This window comes from Streptomyces sporangiiformans, from assembly GCF_005768555.2.
In the GTDB taxonomy this organism is placed as follows: Bacteria; Actinomycetota; Actinomycetes; order Streptomycetales; family Streptomycetaceae; genus Streptomyces; species Streptomyces sporangiiformans.
Genome location: NZ_VCHX02000345.1, coordinates 13,704 through 33,751, shown reverse-complemented (window position 1 = coordinate 33,751; position 20,048 = coordinate 13,704). Strand labels below are relative to the sequence as shown.

The following is a 20,048-nucleotide window of genomic DNA, read 5'->3' as shown; positions in this document are numbered from 1 at the left end:
CGGATCGTGACCGACACCTGTGTGCGCCTGTGGCGGAGGGTCCATATGGACCTCCTCCGCTATGCGGGCTGCGTGTGTCACACGTCCTGCTGAATTCGCCTTCCACTCCCCCGCGCGAGCCGCTTGTGCCGCCGCGCACTCCCACGCGAACACTCACTGGACGGTACCCGTGTCTTCGTCACCCTCTGTCTCCCACTCGACTCCCACCGTCTCCACGCCGGTACACGGCCCCGATCAGACCGAGCTCCTCGACTTCGTCCGGCGGACGGCCGCCGACACCGAGTTGATCGATTCGCTCCCGCTGGACCCCGAGGGTCGTACGTGGGTACGCCTCGAAGGCCCCGGCGGCAGCGAGGCCTGGCTCATCGGCTGGCCCCCCGGCACCGGCACCGGCTGGCACGACCACGCCGAGTCCGTCGGCGCGTTCCTCACCGCGTCGGGCGAGCTGAAGGAGAACTCGCTCACCGCCCGGCTGCCCGCCGACGGCTGGAAGACGCTGGAACTCTCTGAGGGGGTCGACCGGGAACGCCGGTTGCCGGCAGGCAAGGGCCGCGCCTTCGGCCGCCACCATGTCCACGAGGTGCTCAACGAGTCCACCGATGAGCATGCCGTCTCCGTCCACGCGTACTACCCGCCGCTGCCGCAGATCCGTCGCTACAGCCGCACCGGCCAGGTTCTGCGCCTCGAGCAGGTCGAGCGTCCGGCGGACTGGCAGTGAGCGCCGACCGTCCCGTCGGCATCGATGAGCTGCTGGAACGCGTCCGTGCGGGCCTCGACCGGGTCCAGGCCACCGAGGCCTACCGGGCCGCGCAGGCCGACGAGGCTCTGCTGGTCGACATACGGTACGCCGCCCTGCGCGAGCGCGACGGGCTCATTCCCGGCGCCCTCGTCGTCGAGCGCAACGAACTGGAGTGGCGGCTCGACCCGCAGGGCAGCCATCGCGCCCCCGAGGCCACGAGCCACGATCTGCGGGTCGTGGTGGTCTGCAACGAGGGCTACGCGTCGAGCCTCGCGGCCGCGTCACTGCGGCAGTTGGGGATCCATCGGGCTACGGACCTGGTGGGGGGCTTTCAGGCGTGGAGGGCTGCCGGGCTTCCGGTGAGTTCTTAGCGTGGACTCTTAGCGTGAGTTCTTGGCCGTCGGCATCCTGGGCATGTATCGCCGTGCACAGGTATCCGTGCACTGCGGCGGCCCGGCGTCTTCAGCAGCGGGTTGACCCCACTCTCCGTGCGGCCTAGGGGAATTGGGCCGTGCGCACCTCGAGATCCGGGCGAAGATCCGGGCCCTGAACGCGATCGGCGCCCCCGCGCGTCTACCGTGTTCCGGGCCCGGCCGGAGAACTCGGTCCCAAGGTTTCCCGATCCCCAAGGGACCTTGGAAGGACGGTGCTTTCCAAGGCCCTTCGGGTCAGAAGCCCTCTTCTCCCAACCCCTCCGTGTCCTCGCCCTCTTCCTCCAGGGCCTGGCGGACCACCCGTAGGGCCATGCCCTCGGAGTAGCCCTTGCGGGCGAGCATCCCCGCAAGGCGCCGTAGCCGCTTGTCTCGGTCGAGGCTGCGGGTGGAGCGCAACTTGCGGGCCACGAGCTCGCGCGCCGTCGCCTCTTCCTGCTCGGAGTCGAGCTGTCCGACGGCCTCGTCGATCAGCGTCGAGTCCACGCCCTTGGTCCGCAGCTCCTGTGCGAGCGCCCGCCGGGCCAGACCCCGCCCGTGGTGCCGGGACTCCACCCAGGCGTCCGCGAAGGCGCTGTCGTTGATCAGGCCGACCTCTTCGAAGCGGGACAGCACCTCGTCCGCCACGTCGTCCGGGATCTCTCGCTTGCGCAGCGCGTCCGCCAGTTGCTTCCGCGTGCGCGGGGTCCCGGTGAGCAGGCGTAGGCAGATGGCCCGCGCCCGCTCAGCCGGGTCCCCTGGGGGCTCCCCTTTCTCGGCCCTCGACGAGGAAGGGGAGCCCCGGTCCTGCGGGCCGCCGGACGGTTCACCGAATCCGTGCCGGCGACCTCGGCCTCCTCCACCACGGCCACCGCCACGCGGATCGTCGTCGCCCGAGTGCCCGGTGTCCAGCGGCCCCTCACCGCCGTACGCCCTGTCGCTGTCTCCTTCGGAGCCGATGCCGCCCCCATGCCCCGGCCCTTCCGGAACACCGGCGGAGACGTACTCGGCCCAGTCGGTTCGTCGCGTCACGGGCTAGCTCTTGGCCGCCGCGGCCTTGGACTTGGCGGCCTTGGCCGCAGGCGCGGCCGCCGGCTTCACGGCCGCGTCCGGGGCGGCCGAGACCGCCGCGTCAGCGCCCGGCTCGGCGGTCGGCTCCTCCGGCTTCACGCCGACGCCCAGCTTCTCCTTGATCTTCTTCTCGATCTCGTTGGCGAGGTCGGGGTTGTCCTTCAGGAAGTTGCGCGCGTTCTCCTTGCCCTGGCCGAGCTGGTCGCCCTCGTACGTGTACCAGGCGCCGGCCTTGCGGACGAAGCCGTTCTCCACGCCCATGTCGATCAGGCCGCCCTCGCGGCTGATGCCCTGCCCGTAGAGGATGTCGAACTCGGCCTGCTTGAAGGGGGGCGCCACCTTGTTCTTGACGACCTTGACACGGGTGCGGTTGCCCACCGCGTCCGTACCGTCCTTCAGAGTCTCGATGCGGCGGATGTCCATGCGCACCGAGGCGTAGAACTTCAGGGCCCGGCCACCGGTCGTGGTCTCCGGGGAGCCGAACATCACACCGATCTTCTCGCGCAGCTGGTTGATGAAGATCGCGGTGGTCTTGGACTGGTTGAGCGCGCTGGTGATCTTCCGCAACGCCTGGCTCATCAGTCGGGCCTGCAGACCCACGTGCGAGTCGCCCATCTCTCCCTCGATCTCCGCGCGCGGGACGAGCGCGGCGACGGAGTCGATGACGATGAGGTCGAGGGCGCCGGAGCGGACCAGCATGTCCACGATCTCCAGGGCCTGCTCGCCGTTGTCCGGCTGGGAGAGGATCAGGTTGTCGATGTCGACGCCGAGCTTCTTCGCGTACTCGGGGTCGAGGGCGTGCTCCGCGTCCACGAAGGCGACTTGGCCTCCGGCCTTCTGCGCGTTCGCCACCGCGTGCAGGGTCAGGGTCGTCTTACCGGAGGACTCCGGGCCGTACACCTCCACCACTCGGCCGCGCGGGATGCCGCCGACGCCGAGGGCGACGTCGAGCGCGGTCGACCCTGTGGGGATGACCTCGATGGGCTCGTTCGGCCGCTCGCCCATGCGCATGACCGCGCCCTTGCCGAACTGCCGTTCAATCTGTGCGAGCGCGGCGTCGAGCGCCTTCTCGCGGTCGGTTCCTGCCATGGGTTCCACCCGATTTGCTTGAGTCGATCGCTTCACGTCAAAGACGCTAACGCCTGCCACTGACAATGCGTCCCGACAGCCGCCCAGCCTGTGGATAACTCGGGCACTTCCCAGCGAAATCGCCGTCAGAACCCGGCCGGAGACTCCATAAGAATGGATGTTCGATTTTTGTGTCAAGCGCACGACACGGCTCCGCCGCGGGCAGCTTCACGGCTCGACGCCCGGACGATCCCAGCCCGTACGGGCGGTGCCGCAGGGATGCGCGGACCGCTCGGGGACGCGCTACGAAGACTCCCGCGCCGTGTCGTCCGCGGCCGGCCGCGTCGCCCCCGGCCCGCGCACAGCACCCCGCAGACGCGCGAGGAAGGTGCCCGAGCCCCGCTCGCGGTGCCCGTGCACCCGAGGGTCGTCCGTGACGACGTACCGCTTCACGTACGCCCCCAGGAACGCCTGGAGCGTGGCGATCGCGGGGATGGCGATCAGCGCGCCGACGGCACCGAGCAGCGCGGTGCCCGCGATGACCGACCCGAAGGCGACCGCCGGGTGGACGTCCACGGTCTTCGCGGTCAGCTTGGGCTGCAGCACGTAGTTCTCGAACTGCTGGTAGATCACGACGAAGATCAGCACCCACAGCGCGTACCAGGGGTTGACCGTGAAGGCGATCAGCATCGGCAGGGCGCCGGCGAGATACGTACCGATGGTGGGGATGAACTGCGAGACCAGGCCCACCCAGACGGCGAGCACGGGCGCGTAGTTCACATCGAGGGCCTCCAGCAGGATGAAGTGGGATATGCCCGAGATCAGCGCCATCAGACCGCGTGAGTACAGATAGCCCCCGGTCTTCTTGACGGCGATCTCCCACGCGCGCAGCACCTCGGCCTGGCGGGCGGGCGGCAGTACTGAGCACAGCGCTCGCCGCAGTCGCGGTCCGTCGGCGGCGAAGTAGAACGCGAACAGCGTGATCGTCAGGAGCTGGAAGAGACCGCCCACCACCTGCGCGGACACGTCCAGGACGCCGCTCGCGCTGTTCTGCACGTACCTCCGGAGCCAGTCGGAGCGGATCAGGCTGTCCTGGATGTCGACGCGGCTGAGCTCTGTGTGAAAGGTCGTGTTGACCCAGCTGATCACCGAGTCGACGTACTTCGGGAAGTCCTCGACCATGTCGATGATCTGTCCGGCGAGCATCGAGCCGAGCAGCGTGACGAAGCCCGCGCTCACGACTATCACGGCGAGGAACACGAGCGCCGTGGCCAGCCCTCGGCGCATGCCGTACGAGGCCATCCAGCTCACCGCTGGCTCGATGGCGAGCGCCAGGAAGAACGCGATCAGAATGTTGATCAGCAGTCCGGTCAGCTGGTGGAAGGCCCAGCTGCCCAGCTGGAACGAGGCGATGAGGGCGAGCGCGAGCACCATGGCTCGCGGCAGCCAGCGTGGCATGCGGGCGCCCCCACGGCCGCCGACCGCCCCTTCGGCCGGGGGTCGCGGGGGCGGCGTCATGCCGGGCGGGGATGCGTCCTGTCCGACCTGGGCGGACTCGTCTGTCGATGCCACGGTCCAAGTTTCACCCACGCCGCCGGCAATCGGTCCCGGCCCCCAGATGTTCGTGGCCGGTCAGCGCTTTTCGTAGGGAACGTTCACCGCCGTGCACACCGCACGCCACACGTCCTTGGCCTCCCAGCCCGCGTCGAGCGCCTCGCGCACCGTGCGCCCGCCGAGCTCCGACATCACGTGATCGCGCGCGAAGGTGTCGGCGTACCCCTTACCGAAGTGATCCGACATCAACTGCCAGAAGACCGTCAACCGCATGACCCCAGTATCCCGCCCCTGAGAGTGGGGCCGAGCCGGGACCCGCTTGCCGAGAACGCTTTCCGTCCTACGGTCGGAGCATGGCCGAAACAGGAGCATCCCCACTCCCCCCGACGCCCCCGGCGCGTTCACCGCTCGCCCGCGCCGAGCACTTCGTCTGGCTCACCGCGCGCGTGCTGGAGCAGCGGCGTTTCGCGTACCACTTCCTCGGTGGCGGTGCCGACGCGGTCGAGACCGCGCTGGCCGCCTACCGCAACGAGGACGAGGGGTACGGTCATGCGCTCGAACCCGATCTGCGCGGTCCGGTCAGCCAGCCTCTGCACACCGGGCACGCACTGCGCGTCCTGGACTCGATCGGGCGCTGCGGCGGACAGCGGGTGGAGCGCGTGTGCCGCTATCTGACCGCCGTGTCGACGCAGGACGGCGCGCTGCCGGCGATCCATCCCAGCCAGCGCGGCTATCCGGCCGCACCCTTTGTGCCGATCATGGACAACCCGCCCAGCGAGCTCCTCTCCACCGGCCCCGTGGTGGGCCTGCTGCACCGCAACGAGGTGTGGCACGCCTGGCTGTTCCGGGCCACCGATTTCTGCTGGCAGGCGGTGGAGTCCCTGGACAAGTCGCATCCGTACGAGATCGAGGCGGCCGTGGCCTTCCTGGACTGCGCACCCGACCGCCCGCGCGCGGAGGCGGCCGCCGACCGGCTCGGACGCCTCGTGCGTCAGCAGCGGCTCGCGGCGCTGGACCCCGACCGCCCTGAGGAGTTCCCGGTGGCGCCCGGCTATGCGCCGGGCGAGCGTCACTTCGCGCACGACTACGCGAAGACTCCGGACTCGCTCGCGCGCGCGTGGTTCACCGACGAGGAGATGGCGCGCTCCTTGGACTTCCTGGCGAGCGAACAGCAGGAGGACGGCGGCTGGCCGATCCGCTGGCGTCAGTGGGCACCGGGCACCGCCCTCGAAGCACGCCCGATCGTGACGATCGAGGCGCTGCGCACGCTGCGGGCGTACGGAATGCCGATCGCCTGACAGTCTCCGAGAAGGGCCCGCACGCGCGCGTGCGAGAGGGAAAGCCTCACGCGCGCGTGCCGCCGCCGGAATCAGCCCGTCATCGCCCGTACCCCTGCCGTCACCGCCACGGCCGCGGCGACGACGAGCAGGAAGGGAGCCCGCAGGAGCAGCGCCACGGCGGCCGCCGCGAGGCCGGCAACCTTGGCGTCCACCACCAGGACGCGGCCGTCGGCGAAGGTCTGCTGGGCTGTGAGAGCGGCCAGGAGTGCGACGGGCAGCAGGGCGGCCAGCTGTTTGACGAGCGGTCGTTCCAGGACACCGGTGGGGACGAGCAGACCGACGAGCTTGACGGCGTAGCAGCCGACGGCGGTCACACCGATCGCGATCCAGATGTTCAACGGTCGTCCCCAGATTCGTCGTCGGCGGGCTTCACATCGGTCGTACGTCCCCCGCGGCGGCCCCCGGCCCAGAGCACGGCCGGGGCGGCGAGCGCGGCCACCAGGACGGGGACACCGGCGGGCAGCACCGGCAGGAGCCCGATGCCGAGGACCACCGCGAGACCGGCGACGGCCCGCTCCGTGGTGGTCCTGAGCATCGGCGCGAGCAGGGCCAGGAAGACGGCGGGACCGGCGGCGTCCAGGCCCCATGCGTCGGTGTCGCCGATGGCTTCGGCCCCTGCCGCGCCGAGCAGCGTGGTGAGGTTCCACAGCACATAGAGCGTGAGTCCGGTGACGGTGAAGCCGATCCGCGCACTGCGTCGGGTCGGTTGGGCGAGCGCTACGGCCGCGGTCTCGTCGATGACCCACTGGGCGGCGAACGGCCGCACCGCGCGCGGGAGGGCCAGCAACTGCGACAGACGCAGCCCGTAGAAGGCGTTGCGCACCCCCAGGAAGAACGCGCCCGCGGCGGCGGTGAACGGGTTGCCTCCGGCCGCGAGCGCTCCCACGAGGGCGAACTGCGAGGCACCGGTGAACACCAGGAGGCTGAGCGCGCAGGTCTGCAGCAGAGTCAGCCCGCTGCCGGCCGAGGTCACCCCGAAGGCGAAACCGGACAGTCCGACGGCAACCCCGACTCCGAGAGCGTCTCGTACGACGGCGGCGTCGGGTTTTCCGCCGTCCTTGGTGCGCGTGTCTGCGTGAGCTGTCTGTTCTGCCACGCTCCGGACGGTAGAGGGAGCCGCTCCTGCGGGTCTTGTACGTTCTTGCGCTCGCGCTGGTACGCCCCCGGGGGCACGCCCACGATCCGGGTGAAGTGGCGGTTGAGGTGCGGCTGGTCGGTGAAGCCCACGGCGAGTGCGGCCTCCGCGGGTGTGGTGCCCGAGTCCAGGAGGTTGCGGGCGCGGCGTACGCGGGCGTCGGTCAGCCAGGTGTGGGGCGGCATGCCGTACGCGGCCCGGAAAGCGCGAAGCAACGCGAAGGGGCTGGTGCCCAGGTCGGCGGCGAGTCGCTCCAGAGAGGGCGGCTCGGTCATCCGTGCTTCGAGGAGGGCACGCGCGCGTGCCGCTACTCGCGCGCCCGCCGTGCGCGGGGCGCGCTGCGGGAGCGACCCGCCGTTCAGTCGCAGCAATCTGGTCACGGCGACTCTGAGCAGGGTGTCGGCGGCGAGTGCGTTGCCCTCGTCCGCGGCGCGCAGCACCTGGTGGACCAGACGGGCGGCGTATGGGTCGTCGAGCACAGGGCTGGTGAATCCTGGAGTGCCGCGGATGGCTGTGGTCTCTGCGGCGATCTCGGCCACCAGGTCCGGCGACGGGTAGACGGCCCCGTACCGCCAGCCCTCGGGGCCGCCGGCGCGACCCGTGTGCGGGGTGTCGGGATTGACCAGGGCCAGGGAGCCCGGGCCGGCGTACTGGTCCGCGCCGCCGTGGTGGAACACCTCGACCCCGTCGGCGATGGCGGCGATGACGAAGTTCTCGTGGGTGTGCCGGACGAAGGTCTTGTGGATGTACCGGGCCCGCAGCAGGTCGACGCCGGGCAGTTCCTCGTACCGCCAGTGCCGCGCTCTCTCCCCCGAACGTGCCATGCCCTCATTCTGCGCCACGAGCCGAGACGGCCCGCGCCCACGCCGTTCGGACGGCCGGTTCGTCCCGCCCGTAAGACCGTTTCCGCAGGTCCGGGCCATTGTCAGTGGGCGGGTGCAGGATGGGGGCATGGTCAGGTCTGCACACGGCGCCCTCGACGGCTTCTCCCCCGCGACCCGCGGCTGGTTCACGGGGGCCTTCTCCGCGCCCACCGACGCCCAGGCCGGGGCATGGCGGGCCATCGGAGAGGGTTCGGACGTCCTCGTCGTCGCCCCGACCGGTTCCGGCAAGACGCTGGCCGCGTTCCTCGCCGCGCTGGACCAGCTGGCCTCGACCCCGCCGCCGGCCGACCCGAGGAAGCGCTGCCGGGTGCTGTACGTGTCACCGCTCAAGGCCCTCGCGGTGGACGTCGAGCGTAATCTGCGAAGTCCGCTGACCGGCATCAGGCAGGAGGCGGTGCGCCTCGGACTGCCCGAGCCCGAGGTGAAGGTAGGTATCCGCTCCGGCGACACCCCGCCCGCCGAGCGCCGCGCGCTGGCCACGCGCCCGCCGGACATCCTGATCACCACGCCGGAGTCGCTGTTCCTGATGCTCACATCGGCCACGCGCGACGCGCTGACCGGTATCGAGACGGTGATCCTGGACGAGGTGCACGCGGTCGCGGGCACCAAGCGCGGCGCCCATCTCGCGCTGACTCTGGAGCGGCTCGACGAACTGCTGCCGAGGCCCGCGCGCCGCATCGGCCTGTCGGCGACGGTCCGGCCCGTCGACGAGGTCGCACGCTATCTCTCGCCGCAGCGCAAGGTGAAGATCGTCCAGCCGGCCTCCGGCAAGGAGTTCGATCTGTCGGTGGTCGTCCCCGTCGAGGATCTCGCGGAGCTGGGCGGCTCCCCGGTGGCCGACTCGGAAGGAGGCGCCGAGCGCCCGTCGATCTGGCCGCATGTCGAGGAGCGGATCGCCGATCTCGTCCAGGCACACCGCTCGACGATCGTGTTCGCGAACTCGCGGCGTCTCGCTGAGCGGCTCTGCAACCGGCTCAACGAGATCGCGTACGAGAGGGCGACGGGCGAGCCCCTCGATGAGCACCATGCCCCGGCCGAGCTGATGGGCGGCTCGGGCGCGGCCCAGGGCGCCCCGCCGGTCATCGCCCGCGCACACCACGGCTCGGTCTCCAAGGAGCAGCGCGCGCTGGTCGAGGAGGATCTGAAGGCCGGCCGTCTGCCCGCGGTGGTCGCCACCTCCAGCCTCGAACTCGGCATCGACATGGGAGCGGTGGACCTCGTCGTACAGGTCGAGTCACCGCCGTCGGTGGCCTCCGGGCTCCAGCGCGTCGGCCGCGCGGGCCACCAGGTGGGGGCGGTCTCCACCGGCGTCGTCTTCCCCAAGTACCGAGGGGACCTCGTCCAGGCGGCCGTCGTCACCGAGCGGATGCGCACCGGTTCGATCGAGTCCCTCCGTATCCCCGCCAACCCCCTGGACGTGCTGGCCCAGCAGCTGGTCGCCATGACCGCGCTCGACACCTGGCAGGTCGACGACCTGCTCGCGACGGTCCGCCGGGCCGCCCCCTTCGCCTCGCTTCCGGAGTCCGCGTTCACTGCGGTGCTGGACATGCTCGCGGGCCGCTATCCGTCCGACGCCTTCGCGGAGTTGCGGCCACGCGTCGTATGGGACCGGGTGGCCGGGACGATCACCGGACGCCCCGGCGCGCAGCGCCTCGCCGTCACCTCCGGGGGCACGATTCCTGACCGCGGCCTCTTCGGAGTGTTCCTCGCGGGCGCCGATCCCAAGAAGGGCGGAGGCCGGGTCGGCGAGCTCGACGAGGAGATGGTCTACGAATCCCGGGTCGGCGACGTCTTCACGCTCGGCACCAGCTCCTGGCGCATCGAGGACATCACACGCGACCGCGTCCTCGTCTCACCCGCGCCCGGCGTGCCCGGCAGGCTGCCGTTCTGGAAGGGCGACCAGCTGGGCCGCCCGCTCGAACTGGGGCGCGCGGTGGGCGCGTTCCTGCGCGAGGTCGGCTCACTGCCCCAGGACGACGCCCGGCTCCGGCTCCTGGCCGCGGGCCTCGACGCCTGGGCCGCCGACAACGTCCTGTCCTACCTGGCCGAGCAGCGCGAAGCCTGCGGCCACGTCCCGGACGACCGCACCATCGTCGTCGAGCGGTTCCGCGACGAGCTGGGCGACTGGCGGGTCGTCGTGCACTCCCCCTTCGGCGCCCAGGTCCACGCGCCGTGGGCCCTCGCGATGGGCGCCCGCCTCTCCGAGCGGTATGGCATGGACGCGCAGGTCATGCACGCCGACGACGGGATCGTGCTGCGTCTCCCGGACGCCGACCTGCTGGGCCTGGACCTGCTCGACCAGGAACCCATGAAGGCGGGGACGGAGTACGACTCGGACCAGGCTCCCGTGGGCGCCGCGGACGTCGCCTTCGACAAGGGCGAGGTCGACCAGATCGTCACCGACCAGGTCGGCGGCTCCGCCCTGTTCGCGTCCCGCTTCCGCGAGTGCGCCGCCCGCGCACTGCTGCTGCCGCGCCGCAACCCCGGCAAGCGCACCCCGTTGTGGCAACAGCGCCAGCGCGCCGCCCAACTGCTCCAGGTGGCGAGCGAGTTCGGCTCCTTCCCCATCGTCCTGGAAGCGGTCCGCGAATGCCTCCAGGACGTCTTCGACGTCCCCGGCCTCGCGGAGCTCATGGGCGACCTCGAGTCCCGCAAGGTGCGGCTGGTCGAGGTGACGACAGCGGAGCCGTCCCCGTTCGCGCGGTCCCTGCTGTTCGGATACGTGGCGCAGTTCCTGTACGAGGGCGATTCCCCGCTCGCCGAGCGACGCGCCGCCGCGCTGTCGCTGGACTCCCGGCTCCTCGCCGAACTCCTCGGCCAGGCCGAGCTGCGCGAGCTCCTGGACGCCGACGTCCTGACCGAGCTGGAGCGCGAACTCCAGTGGCTCACCGAGGACCGCCGCGCCAAGGACGTCGAAAGCGTCGCCGACCTGCTGCGCCTGCTCGGCCCGCTCACGGACGCCGAGCTGGCCGAGCGCGGAGCCGAACCGGAGTGGGTCCGCGAGCTGGCCTCGTCCCGCCGCGCCATCCGGGTCCGGATCGCCGGAGCCGACCACTGGGCGGCGATCGAGGACGCGGGCCGACTGCGCGACGCACTGGGCACAGCGCTGCCCGTCGGCGTCCCGGAAGCCTTCACCGATCCGGTCAAGGACCCCCTCGGCGACCTCCTCGCCCGGTACGCCCGCACCCACGGCCCGTTCACCTCCACCGCGGCGGCCGCGCGCTTCGGCCTCGGCACGGCGGTCACCGAGGGCGCCCTCCAGAGGCTCGCCGCGGGCGGCCGTGTCGTACAAGGAGAGTTCCACCCGGCGGGGATCGGCCAGGAGTGGTGCGACGCGGCGGTGCTGCGCCGGCTGCGGCGCCGTTCGCTCGCCGCGCTGCGTCATGAGCTGGAGCCCGTACCGCCCGCCGCGCTCGCCCAGTTCCTGCCGCAGTGGCAGCACATGGGCGGCGGGCACGGGCTGCGCGGCATCGACGGCCTCGTACGTGCCATCGAGCAGTTGCAGGGCGCCTCAGTCCCCGCGTCCGCCCTCGAGAAGCTCGTCCTGCCCTCCCGTGTCGCGCACTACGCTCCGGCGATGCTCGATGAGCTGACCGCCGCCGGAGAGGTCGTGTGGGCCGGAGCGGGCTCACTGCCCGGCAAGGACGGCTGGGTGTCCTTGTATCTGGCGGACGCGGCCCCCCTGCTGCTGCCACCTCCGCACCCTCTGGAGCTGACCGCGCTTCATCAGTCGGTCCTGGACGCCCTCTCCGGGGGCTACGGTCTCTTCTTCCGTCAGATCGCCGACCAGATCCGCGCCACCACCCACCCGGACGCCACCGATCCCCAACTGTCCGACGTCCTATGGGACCTGGCCTGGTCGGGCCGCCTGACGAACGACACGCTCGGACCGATGCGCTCCCTCCTGGGCTCGGGCCGAACCGCGGGCTCCACCGCCCATCGAGCGAAGCGCACGGTGCCACGCGGGCGGTACGGCACTCTGACGGCTGCCGCGCGGCCCGCCTCCCGGACCGGCCCACCCACCGTCGCGGGCCGCTGGTCGCTGCTCCCCGACCGCGACCCCGACCTGACCGTGCGCGCCCACGCTCTGGCCCGCACCCTGCTCGACCGGCACGGCGTGGTCACCCGGGGCGCGGTCGCCGCGGAGGGCGTCGAGGGCGGCTTCTCAGCGACGTACCGCATCCTGTCCGCCTTCGAGGAGAGTGGGCAGGCGCGCCGTGGCTATGTGGTGGAGGGACTCGGTGCGGCTCAGTTCGCGATGGACGGTGCGGTGGACCGGCTGCGCGCGGCGGCCAACGCCGGCGAACGGGGCGAGGCCCTTCCCGGGCCGGGATTCCCGGGCACGCCGGCAGCTGGGTTCTCGGACCCCACCGGACTTGACCTCACGGCCCCCCTCACCAGCCGCACCGACACCGGCTACCCGGGCGGCCAGGCCTCCCGCCCGCACACGGGAAACGCCACGCGTGCCGTCGTCCTGGCCGCCGCCGACCCGGCGAACGCGTACGGTGCGGCCCTCCCCTGGCCCGAACCTCCGACCGGAGCGGGCCACAAACCCGGCCGCAAAGCGGGCTCCTTGGTCGTGCTGGTCGACGGCGAACTGACGCTGTACATGGAGCGCGGCGGCAAGACCCTCCTGGCCTGGCCTTCGGCCCCGGACCACACGCCGCTGGACGACCCACGCCTGCGCATGGCCGCCGAGTCACTCGCCACGGCCGCCCGCGCCGGCTCACTCGGCACGGTCACGGTGGAGCGTGTGAACGGCGTCTCGGCCCTGACATCCCCGTTCGGCACGCTCCTGGAGGGAGCCGGCTTCCACGCGACCCCGCGAGGCCTACGCCTCCGCGCGTAACTCCAGCCCCGGCACTGGTCCGCCTCACCGGGACAACGAGGACGGCGGGACAGCAGGACAAGACTCCCTCTCCCACCCCGTGCCACTCTGGATCCATGCCCGAAGGAGACACCGTCTGGCAGACCGCCCGGCGCCTGCATACCGCCCTCGCGGGCCATCTGCTCACCCGCTCCGACCTCCGCGTGCCCAAGTACGCCACGGCCGACCTCACCGGGCGCACCGTCCTGGACGTCACCCCGCGCGGAAAGCACCTGCTCACTCGTATCGAGGGCGGGCTGACGCTGCACTCTCATCTGCAGATGGACGGCTCCTGGAAGGTGTACGCACCCGGCGAGCGCTGGAGCGGCGGCCCCGGTCACCAGATCCGCGCGATCCTCGGTACCGCGGAGCGCACTGCCGTCGGCTACCGGCTCCCCGTACTGGAGCTGCTGCGCACCACCGACGAACACCGGGCCGTGGGCCACCTAGGCCCCGACCTCCTCGGCCCGGACTGGGACCCCGACAAGGCCCTGGAGAATCTCCTGCGCGACCCGGCCCGCCCCCTCGGTGAAGCCCTCCTCGACCAGCGAAACCTCGCCGGGATCGGCAACGTCTACAAGAGCGAGCTCTGCTTCCTCCTGCGGGCCAGCCCATGGCTGCCCATCGGCCAACTTCCCGCCGAACGCGCCGCCCAACTGCCCGCCCTCGCCAGGAAACTCCTGGAAGCCAACCGCGAGCGGCCGCTGCGCAGCACCACGGGCCACCGCGACCAGAACCACTACGTGTACGGTCGCGCACCCCGCCCCTGTCTGCGCTGCCGCACCTCGATCCGTGTGGCGAGCCAGGGCGACGGTTCCCGCGAGCGCCCCACCTACTGGTGCCCGGCATGCCAGCCCGGCCCAGCCCCCCGGACGCGGACGGAACCGTCACGCACGGGCAATTGACGATCCGTCAGAAACCCTCGTACCGTCACTTCATGCCCGTCACGGCGTACGACCTCACCGGACGCACCGCATTCGTCACCGGCGCCGCGAGCGGAATCGGCCGCGCCAGTGCCGTGTTGCTTGCGGAAGCGGGCGCCGACGTTCACTGCGCGGACCGCGATGCCCAGGGTCTCGACGAGACGGCCGCCCTGATCAAGGACAAGGGCGGCACGCCCCACACACACCCTCTCGACGTCACCGACCGAACCCAGCTGAGCCAGGCGGTCGCGGCCTGCGAGCGCCTCGACGTGATGGCCGCCATCGCCGGGATCATGCACAGCAGCCCGGTCCTGGAGACCCGGGACGAGGACCTCGACCGCGTCCTCGACGTCAACTTCAAAGGTGTGCTGTACGCCTGCCAGGAGGCGGCCCGCGCCATGATCGCGTCCAGTACCCGCGGCAGCATCATCACCATGGCATCGGGCGCCGTCGACACCGGCGGGGCCGGGCTGCTCTGCTACGGCGTCACGAAAGCGGCCGTCGTCCAGTTGACGAAGACCCTGGCGACCGAGATGGGACCGCACGGCATCCGCGTCAACGCGGTCGCGCCGGGCTGGATCCGCACGCCCATGACGGACCACCACGACGGCGAGGCCCAGGCGCGCACCGAGGCGTTCATGGCCCGAATGTCACCGCTGGGCAGAGTCGGCGAGCCGGAGGACATCGCGCACGCGGTCCTGCATCTCGCTTCCGACGCCTCGGCCTTTACGACGGGCCAGATCCTGCGGCCGAACGGCGGCGTGGCCATGCCTTGGTAGCGAGTGACGGCGACCACCCGGACACCCCTCACCCACCCCAAGAGAAAAGCCCCTCATTCGCCCCAGAAGGGCCTGAGCGCCCCTCGGTCACACCCGGGAGGTGATAGGCGCCCCGGGAGCCTCCAGGCGCCCGGTAACGCCCCTGAGCCTCCGAAATCCACCACCCCTGCCGACTCAGCGACTCAGTGGCTCAGTGACTCGACTCACTCACTGATCCGCCCCGGCCAGACCCACGTCCCCAGCCTTGGACACCGGCCTCACGCCCCACCCGCGCCTTGGGCGCGCAGTGGACCGGAAGCAGACTCAGCCCCCACCCGCCCGCCATGACCGCCCCCTCCAGCACACCCGCGTCCGCCGTGAAGGCCAACCGCGTCGCTCCCCACCACCACAGCACCCCGCCCCCCAAAGCCAGCCCCCACCGCCCCATGCGCCCGATGCGCTGCACGCGCCCGATCCGCTCCATGCGCTCTATTCGCCCAGCCCGCCCAGCCCATCCCGTCCGCCCCGCCATGGCGCCACCTCCAACCCGCCAACCGAAGCCAGACCGCACCGTCACCCACCGGGAGGGCGCAGCCACCCCGACGAGGCGCACCCGGCCCCTCCACCATGGCCGCAGCACGACACACCGGCAAACGGGGTAAGAACGCAAAAACCCCGACCGCACCCCTCCAGGTGTCCCTGGAGAAGCCCCCGGCCGGGGCTCTCACACGTTCTCAGCTCATGGGCTCGCACCCATGGCCTGCACGCCCACGAGCACGGAGCTCATGACCGCACGCCCGCAAGCGTCAGGCGGCGACGACGTCCACCGCCTCGGCAGGCGCCTTGATTGTCACTCGTTCCGGTGGCACACCGGTTACCGACACAGAATTGAGCATCGGGCGCACCGGCGTGGGCACCGGCTCAGTGACCGCTGCCGACTGGGCCAGCTCGGCGAGGGCAAGCTCGTCGCTCACTTCTCGCATGAGCTCGGACATCCGTACGTCCAGCGCGTCGCAGATCGCGGAGAGCAGCTCGGAGGAAGCCTCCTTCTGCCCCCGCTCCACCTCGGAGAGATAGCCGAGCGAAACTCGGGCGGACGAGGAGACTTCGCGCAGAGTACGGCCCTGGCGCTGGCGCTGCCGACGCAGCACGTCACCAAGCAGGCGACGGAGCAGAATCATCGGTGGCTCCCTCCTCGGACCGCGTAGCCGCATCCTTCTCGCCCCACCGTACCGCCTCGCGCCGCGGCCGTGCGGGGAGCGATGTCGTGTTCACTCAGGGCTGCAAACATCAAGTCCCCCCGTTCTGTTCCGTATCCTGTGCCCGCTCATTCCCGGTCTGTTCGCCCGCAAGCTCCTTCAGGAGCAGTGCGAGTACGCTCCGTACACTCTCCATACGGATTTCCGTCCGGTCGCCGTTCAACCGCAGCGACGCCACTTTCTCGCCATCAGCCGGCCCGGAAACCGGGCCGAGCGGCCCGTCGACGGCCACGAAAACGGTCCCGACCGGCTGGCCGTCCTGGGGCTCGGGCCCCGCGACACCGGTGGTCGCGATGCCCCAGTCCGCGCCGAGCAGCTTGCGTACGCCCGCCGCCATCTGGGCCGCGACCTGCGGATTCACCGCCCCGCGCTGATCCAGCAGGGTGGCGTCCACGCCGAGTACATCCCGCTTCAGATCGGTGGCGTACGCGGTGACGGAACCGCGGAAGGCTTCGGAGGCCCCGGGCAATGCGGCGATCTCCGCCGCCACGAGTCCACCCGTCAGCGACTCGGCGACAGCGAGCGTCTCGCCCCTCACTTTGAGTAGTCGCAGCACTTCAGCGGCCACGGAAGTCATCCTTCCGCCTCCTCCGCCGCGGCCTTCCGGTCGGCGAGACCCTGGCGTCGCAACACAATGGCTTGTCTCACATAGTCGAGTCCGGTCACCACGGTCAGGGCGACCGCCACAGCCATCACCCAGAACCTCAGGGTCGCCAGCGGCCCCGTGAGCGCCAGGACGTACATGCCGACCGCCATGCCCTGAGCGAGCGTCTTCATCTTTCCGCCGCGGCTCGCGGGGATCACGCCGTAGCGGATCACCACGAAGCGCAGCAGTGTGACCCCGAGCTCGCGCCCGAGGATGACTGCTGTCACCCACCACGGCAGATCGCCGAGCGAGGACAGACAGATCAGCGCCGCTCCCATGATCGCCTTGTCGGCGATCGGGTCGGCGATCTTTCCGAAGTCGGTGACGAGGTCGTACGTCCGCGCCAGGTGACCGTCGAAGATGTCGGTGATCATGGCGACCGCGAAGGCGGCCCAGGCCCAGGCCCGCCAGACGGGGTCGTATCCCCCGTCGGCCAGCATCAGCGCCACGAAGCCCGGTACGAGCACGAGCCGGAGCATGGTCAGGAGATTGGCGACGTTCCAGAGGCTGGCCTGGTTGACGGCCGCGGCACCCAGCTTTCCGCCGCGCGGCGACTTCGAGCCCTGAGCACCGGCAGCGCCCGCACCGGAAACGCCGGCGGCACCGTGCGTACCAGGCGTGCCGGGGCCGCCCGCCGCGGATGCCGGGACTCCCGTCATCTGGCCGCCTCCTCAGGACATGCGAGCGAGCCGAGCAGCGGCTCGGCCACCAGGTCGACACCTTCCGTACCGACCACCTTCGCCTCGACCATACGACCGGCGGTCAAACCCTCACCGCTCGTGAACAGCACCTGGCCGTCGGTCTCCGGCGCCTGGTGCGCCGCACGGCCTGTCACGCCCTCCACGGCATCGACCGACTCGACGAGCACCTCCAGGGTCTCGCCGACGCGCTCCTCCGCTCGCTGGGAGACCAGTTCCTCCGCGAGCCGCGAGACCCTCGCGAGCCGCTCGGCGACGACGTCCTCGTCCAGCTTGTTCTCGTACGTCGCTGCCTCCGTGCCCTCCTCGTCGGAGTATCCGAAGACGCCGATCGCGTCCAGCCGCGCGCCGTTCAGGAACCGCTCCAGCTCGGCCAGGTCGTCCGCGCTCTCGCCGGGGAAGCCCACGATGAAGTTGGACCGCACACCGGCCTGCGGGGCCTTGGCGCGGATCGTGTCGAGCAGTTCCAGGAACCGGTCGGTGTCCCCGAAGCGCCGCATCGCACGCAGTACACCCGGAGCGGAGTGCTGGAACGACAGGTCGAAGTAGGGCGCGACCTTGGGCGTGGAGGTCAGCACGTCGATGAGCCCGGGGCGCATCTCGGCGGGCTGCAGATAGCTGACGCGCACCCGCTCGATCCCGTCGACGTCGGCGAGCTCGGGGAGCAGCGTCTCCAGGAGCCTGATGTCGCCGAGGTCCTTGCCGTACGAGGTGTTGTTCTCGGAGACCAGCATGATCTCCTTGACGCCCTGTTCGGCGAGCCAGCGCGTCTCGCCCAGGACGTCGGACGGCCGTCGCGAGATGAAGGAGCCGCGGAAGGACGGGATGGCGCAGAAGGAGCAGCGCCGGTCGCAGCCGGAGGCCAGCTTGACCGAGGCGACCGGGGAGCCGTCGAGACGGCGCCGCAGGGGCGCACGGGGGCCCGAAGACGGAGCGAGGCCCTCCGGAAGATCGGCAGGGCCGTGCCCCGGAAGCGCGACCTCGGAGGCGGACTCCTGCCGCTCCGCAGGGCTGATCGGCAGGAGCTTGCGCCGGTCCCGTGGCGTGTGTGCGGCGTGGATGCCGCCGGACAGGATGGTCTGGAGCCGGTCGGAGATGTCCGCGTAGTCGTCGAAGCCCAGCACACCATCGGCCTCTGGCAGTGCCTCTGCGAGCTCCTTGCCGTATCGCTCGGCCATGCAGCCGACAGCGACCACGGCCTGGGTTCTGCCCTCTCCCTTGAGGTCGTTGGCCTCCAAGAGCGCGTCGACGGAGTCCTTCTTGGCGGCCTCGACGAAGCCACACGTGTTGACGACGGCGACGTCCGCGTTCTCGGCGTCCTCCACGAGGTGCCAGCCGTCCGCCTCCAAACGGCCTGCGAGCTCCTCCGAGTCCACCTCGTTACGAGCGCAGCCAAGAGTGACGAGTGCGACGGTACGGCGTTCAGGCATGGGCTCAAGACTACTTCGTCCCAGTGACAGCCCACGTCGACGGGGTTGGCCGAGCTTGGCCAACCCCGTGCCCGCCTGCCCGAAAAGCCTGTGCCCGTTCGTCCGGCAGCGGCCTGCCCTCGTCCGAACGGAAGACGTCCGAACGGAAGAACCGCGCGGAAGAACCGGGCGGCTCAGCCGACCTCGGGATCACCCTTCGTGTACCTCAGACGCTCGACCTGCCCCGTCTGGAACTCGTCCTCGATCTGCTTGCCGTTCACGAACAGCTGGATCGCGCCGGCGTTGCCCAGGATGAGGTCGATCTGCTCCTTGTCCTGGAAGGTCTGCGAGTCGCCCTGCTGCAAGGTGCCGTCGAAGATCGTCCGGCCGTTGTGGTCCTTGGCCGAGATCCAGCTGCGGCCGTCTGCCGCATTCACCTTGACGGTGACCTTGTCCCGGGGCGCGGCCGCGATGGCGCTGTCCGACGGGTCGGGCTTGGGGTCGTTGGGCTTGGTCGGTTTCGGCTTGGGGGACTTGCTGGTGGTGGGCGTGGACCCCTCGGCGACCTGCGTCTTCGTACCGGCCCCGTCGTCGCTGTCGTTGAGCAGCGTGAACCCGACGAAGCCGATCACGGCGACTATCGCGGCGACCATGGCCGCGGTCCAGTTGGGCCGCTGGCGCTCCGGACGGATCCGCTCCGCCTCGAACAGCGGTGCCGCCGGCGTCGGCGACGGGCGCCCTCCGTGATCATCGTCGTACTGCGCGAGCAGCCGCGCCGGATCGGTGTGGACGGCGCGTGCCAAGGTCCGGATGTGACCGCGCGCGTAGACGTCTCCGCCGCAGGCGGCGAAGTCGTCCTGTTCGATCGCGTGCACGATGGCGACGCGGACCCGGGTGGCGTTACTGATTTCGTCAACGGTCAGCCCTGCCTCGATACGTGCCTGTTGCAAGACACGGCCGATCGAGGGGCGGTCGTCCTCTACGAAGGGACGCTCGTCCTCAGGGGAGTTGTCCTCAGGGGAGTTGCCGATGGACACGGGGGCGCCTTTCGAGCGTGTAGCCACCTGTGCTGGGGGTTCAGTTTAGGGGGGGTGCGAAAGGGTGGGGCAACCGGGCGGTAGGACTTTGTACGCCATCAGAATGGCCGGACATCCGATGGTGGGACATGTACCCGTCCCCTCCCTCAACTTGACGCGCACCGAAGGGAAACGGTTGCTCACGCTTCCCTAACGGGTGAGTCTCGTTCGAATACCTGCGCACCCTCGACCCACTCCGCACAGGGACCCG

At 70.7% G+C, this 20,048-nt stretch carries 18 protein-coding genes and 1 pseudogene; 7 read left to right on the top strand and 12 right to left on the bottom strand.

Annotated features, from left to right (window positions below):
• The first annotated feature begins 6 nt into the window (after window positions 1–6).
• The 3 genes from FGD71_RS50350 (at window position 7) to FGD71_RS44545 (ending at window position 1,110) form a co-directional block, all read left to right on the top strand.
• On the top strand, window positions 7–93 hold the full coding sequence (locus FGD71_RS50350) for a putative leader peptide (RefSeq protein ID WP_420878406.1): 87 nt from the start codon (window positions 7–9) through the stop codon (window positions 91–93).
• A 76-nt stretch (window positions 94–169) separates the two neighbouring features.
• Entirely contained in the window at window positions 170–718 is a 549-nt protein-coding gene (locus tag FGD71_RS44550; RefSeq protein WP_119106320.1) for a cupin domain-containing protein, read from the top strand.
• A complete protein-coding gene (locus tag FGD71_RS44545) occupies window positions 715–1,110 on the top strand; it encodes a rhodanese-like domain-containing protein (RefSeq protein ID WP_420878405.1) in 396 nt (131 codons plus the stop codon). The genes FGD71_RS44550 and FGD71_RS44545 overlap by 4 nt, the downstream gene beginning before the upstream one ends.
• A gap of 297 nt (window positions 1,111–1,407) precedes the next feature.
• Here FGD71_RS44545 and recX read toward each other — a convergent pair whose 3' ends face one another.
• From recX to FGD71_RS44525, 4 genes are all read right to left on the bottom strand, one after another.
• On the bottom strand, window positions 1,408–2,181 hold the full coding sequence (gene recX, locus FGD71_RS44540) for a recombination regulator RecX (protein WP_119106318.1): 774 nt from the start codon (window positions 2,179–2,181) through the stop codon (window positions 1,408–1,410).
• 3 nt (window positions 2,182–2,184) lie between these two features.
• A complete protein-coding gene (gene recA, locus FGD71_RS44535; RefSeq protein ID WP_119106317.1) occupies window positions 2,185–3,309 on the bottom strand; it encodes a recombinase RecA in 1,125 nt (374 codons plus the stop codon).
• A 282-nt stretch (window positions 3,310–3,591) separates the two neighbouring features.
• Window positions 3,592–4,860, bottom strand: coding sequence for an AI-2E family transporter (locus FGD71_RS44530; RefSeq protein WP_119106316.1), 1,269 nt, complete (start codon window positions 4,858–4,860; stop codon window positions 3,592–3,594).
• A gap of 60 nt (window positions 4,861–4,920) precedes the next feature.
• Complete coding sequence (locus tag FGD71_RS44525; RefSeq protein WP_119106315.1) at window positions 4,921–5,115, bottom strand: DUF3046 domain-containing protein; 195 nt, start codon at window positions 5,113–5,115, stop codon at window positions 4,921–4,923.
• Window positions 5,116–5,195: 80 nt separating this feature from the next.
• Between FGD71_RS44525 and FGD71_RS44520 the strand changes: the two genes are divergently transcribed.
• Window positions 5,196–6,140 (top strand): hypothetical protein, encoded by a 945-nt coding sequence (locus tag FGD71_RS44520; RefSeq protein ID WP_119106314.1) that lies wholly within the window; start codon window positions 5,196–5,198, stop codon window positions 6,138–6,140.
• 71 nt (window positions 6,141–6,211) lie between these two features.
• Here the strand turns inward: FGD71_RS44520 and FGD71_RS44515 are convergent, their stop codons facing one another.
• The 3 genes and pseudogenes from FGD71_RS44515 to FGD71_RS44505 all read right to left on the bottom strand — a co-directional run.
• Window positions 6,212–6,520 carry an AzlD domain-containing protein gene (locus tag FGD71_RS44515; protein ID WP_119106313.1) on the bottom strand — a complete coding sequence of 103 codons (309 nt, stop codon included), beginning with the start codon at window positions 6,518–6,520 and terminating at the stop codon, window positions 6,212–6,214.
• A complete protein-coding gene (locus FGD71_RS44510; protein ID WP_119106312.1) occupies window positions 6,517–7,278 on the bottom strand; it encodes an AzlC family ABC transporter permease in 762 nt (253 codons plus the stop codon). Before FGD71_RS44510 ends, FGD71_RS44515 begins: the two co-directional genes overlap by 4 nt.
• 113 nt (window positions 7,279–7,391) lie before the next feature.
• A pseudogene (locus FGD71_RS44505) lies at window positions 7,392–8,141 on the bottom strand (AraC family transcriptional regulator); the annotation flags it as partial.
• Between the two features lie 127 nt (window positions 8,142–8,268).
• Here FGD71_RS44505 and FGD71_RS44500 point away from each other — a divergent pair.
• The 3 genes from FGD71_RS44500 (at window position 8,269) to FGD71_RS44490 (ending at window position 14,770) form a co-directional block, all read left to right on the top strand.
• On the top strand, window positions 8,269–13,050 hold the full coding sequence (locus FGD71_RS44500; protein WP_119106311.1) for an ATP-dependent helicase: 4,782 nt from the start codon (window positions 8,269–8,271) through the stop codon (window positions 13,048–13,050).
• Between the two features lie 95 nt (window positions 13,051–13,145).
• Entirely contained in the window at window positions 13,146–13,973 is an 828-nt protein-coding gene (locus FGD71_RS44495; RefSeq protein ID WP_119106310.1) for an Fpg/Nei family DNA glycosylase, read from the top strand.
• A gap of 32 nt (window positions 13,974–14,005) precedes the next feature.
• Complete coding sequence (locus tag FGD71_RS44490; RefSeq protein ID WP_119106335.1) at window positions 14,006–14,770, top strand: SDR family NAD(P)-dependent oxidoreductase; 765 nt, start codon at window positions 14,006–14,008, stop codon at window positions 14,768–14,770.
• Window positions 14,771–15,555: 785 nt separating this feature from the next.
• Here FGD71_RS44490 and FGD71_RS44480 read toward each other — a convergent pair.
• The 5 genes from FGD71_RS44480 to FGD71_RS44460 form a co-directional block, all read right to left on the bottom strand.
• Complete coding sequence (locus FGD71_RS44480) at window positions 15,556–15,930, bottom strand: helix-turn-helix domain-containing protein (protein WP_119106308.1); 375 nt, start codon at window positions 15,928–15,930, stop codon at window positions 15,556–15,558.
• A 109-nt stretch (window positions 15,931–16,039) separates the two neighbouring features.
• Window positions 16,040–16,585, bottom strand: coding sequence for a CinA family protein (locus FGD71_RS44475; RefSeq protein ID WP_119106307.1), 546 nt, complete (start codon window positions 16,583–16,585; stop codon window positions 16,040–16,042).
• Window positions 16,582–17,313 carry a CDP-diacylglycerol--glycerol-3-phosphate 3-phosphatidyltransferase gene (gene pgsA / locus FGD71_RS44470; RefSeq protein WP_119106306.1) on the bottom strand — a complete coding sequence of 244 codons (732 nt, stop codon included), beginning with the start codon at window positions 17,311–17,313 and terminating at the stop codon, window positions 16,582–16,584. The genes FGD71_RS44475 and pgsA overlap by 4 nt, the downstream gene beginning before the upstream one ends.
• Window positions 17,310–18,782, bottom strand: a complete 1,473-nt coding sequence (gene rimO, locus FGD71_RS44465; RefSeq protein WP_119106305.1) for a 30S ribosomal protein S12 methylthiotransferase RimO — start codon at window positions 18,780–18,782, stop codon at window positions 17,310–17,312. The genes pgsA and rimO overlap by 4 nt, the downstream gene beginning before the upstream one ends.
• Window positions 18,783–18,955: 173 nt before the next feature.
• Entirely contained in the window at window positions 18,956–19,798 is an 843-nt protein-coding gene (locus tag FGD71_RS44460; RefSeq protein WP_119106304.1) for a helix-turn-helix domain-containing protein, read from the bottom strand.
• Window positions 19,799–20,048 lie beyond the last annotated feature (250 nt).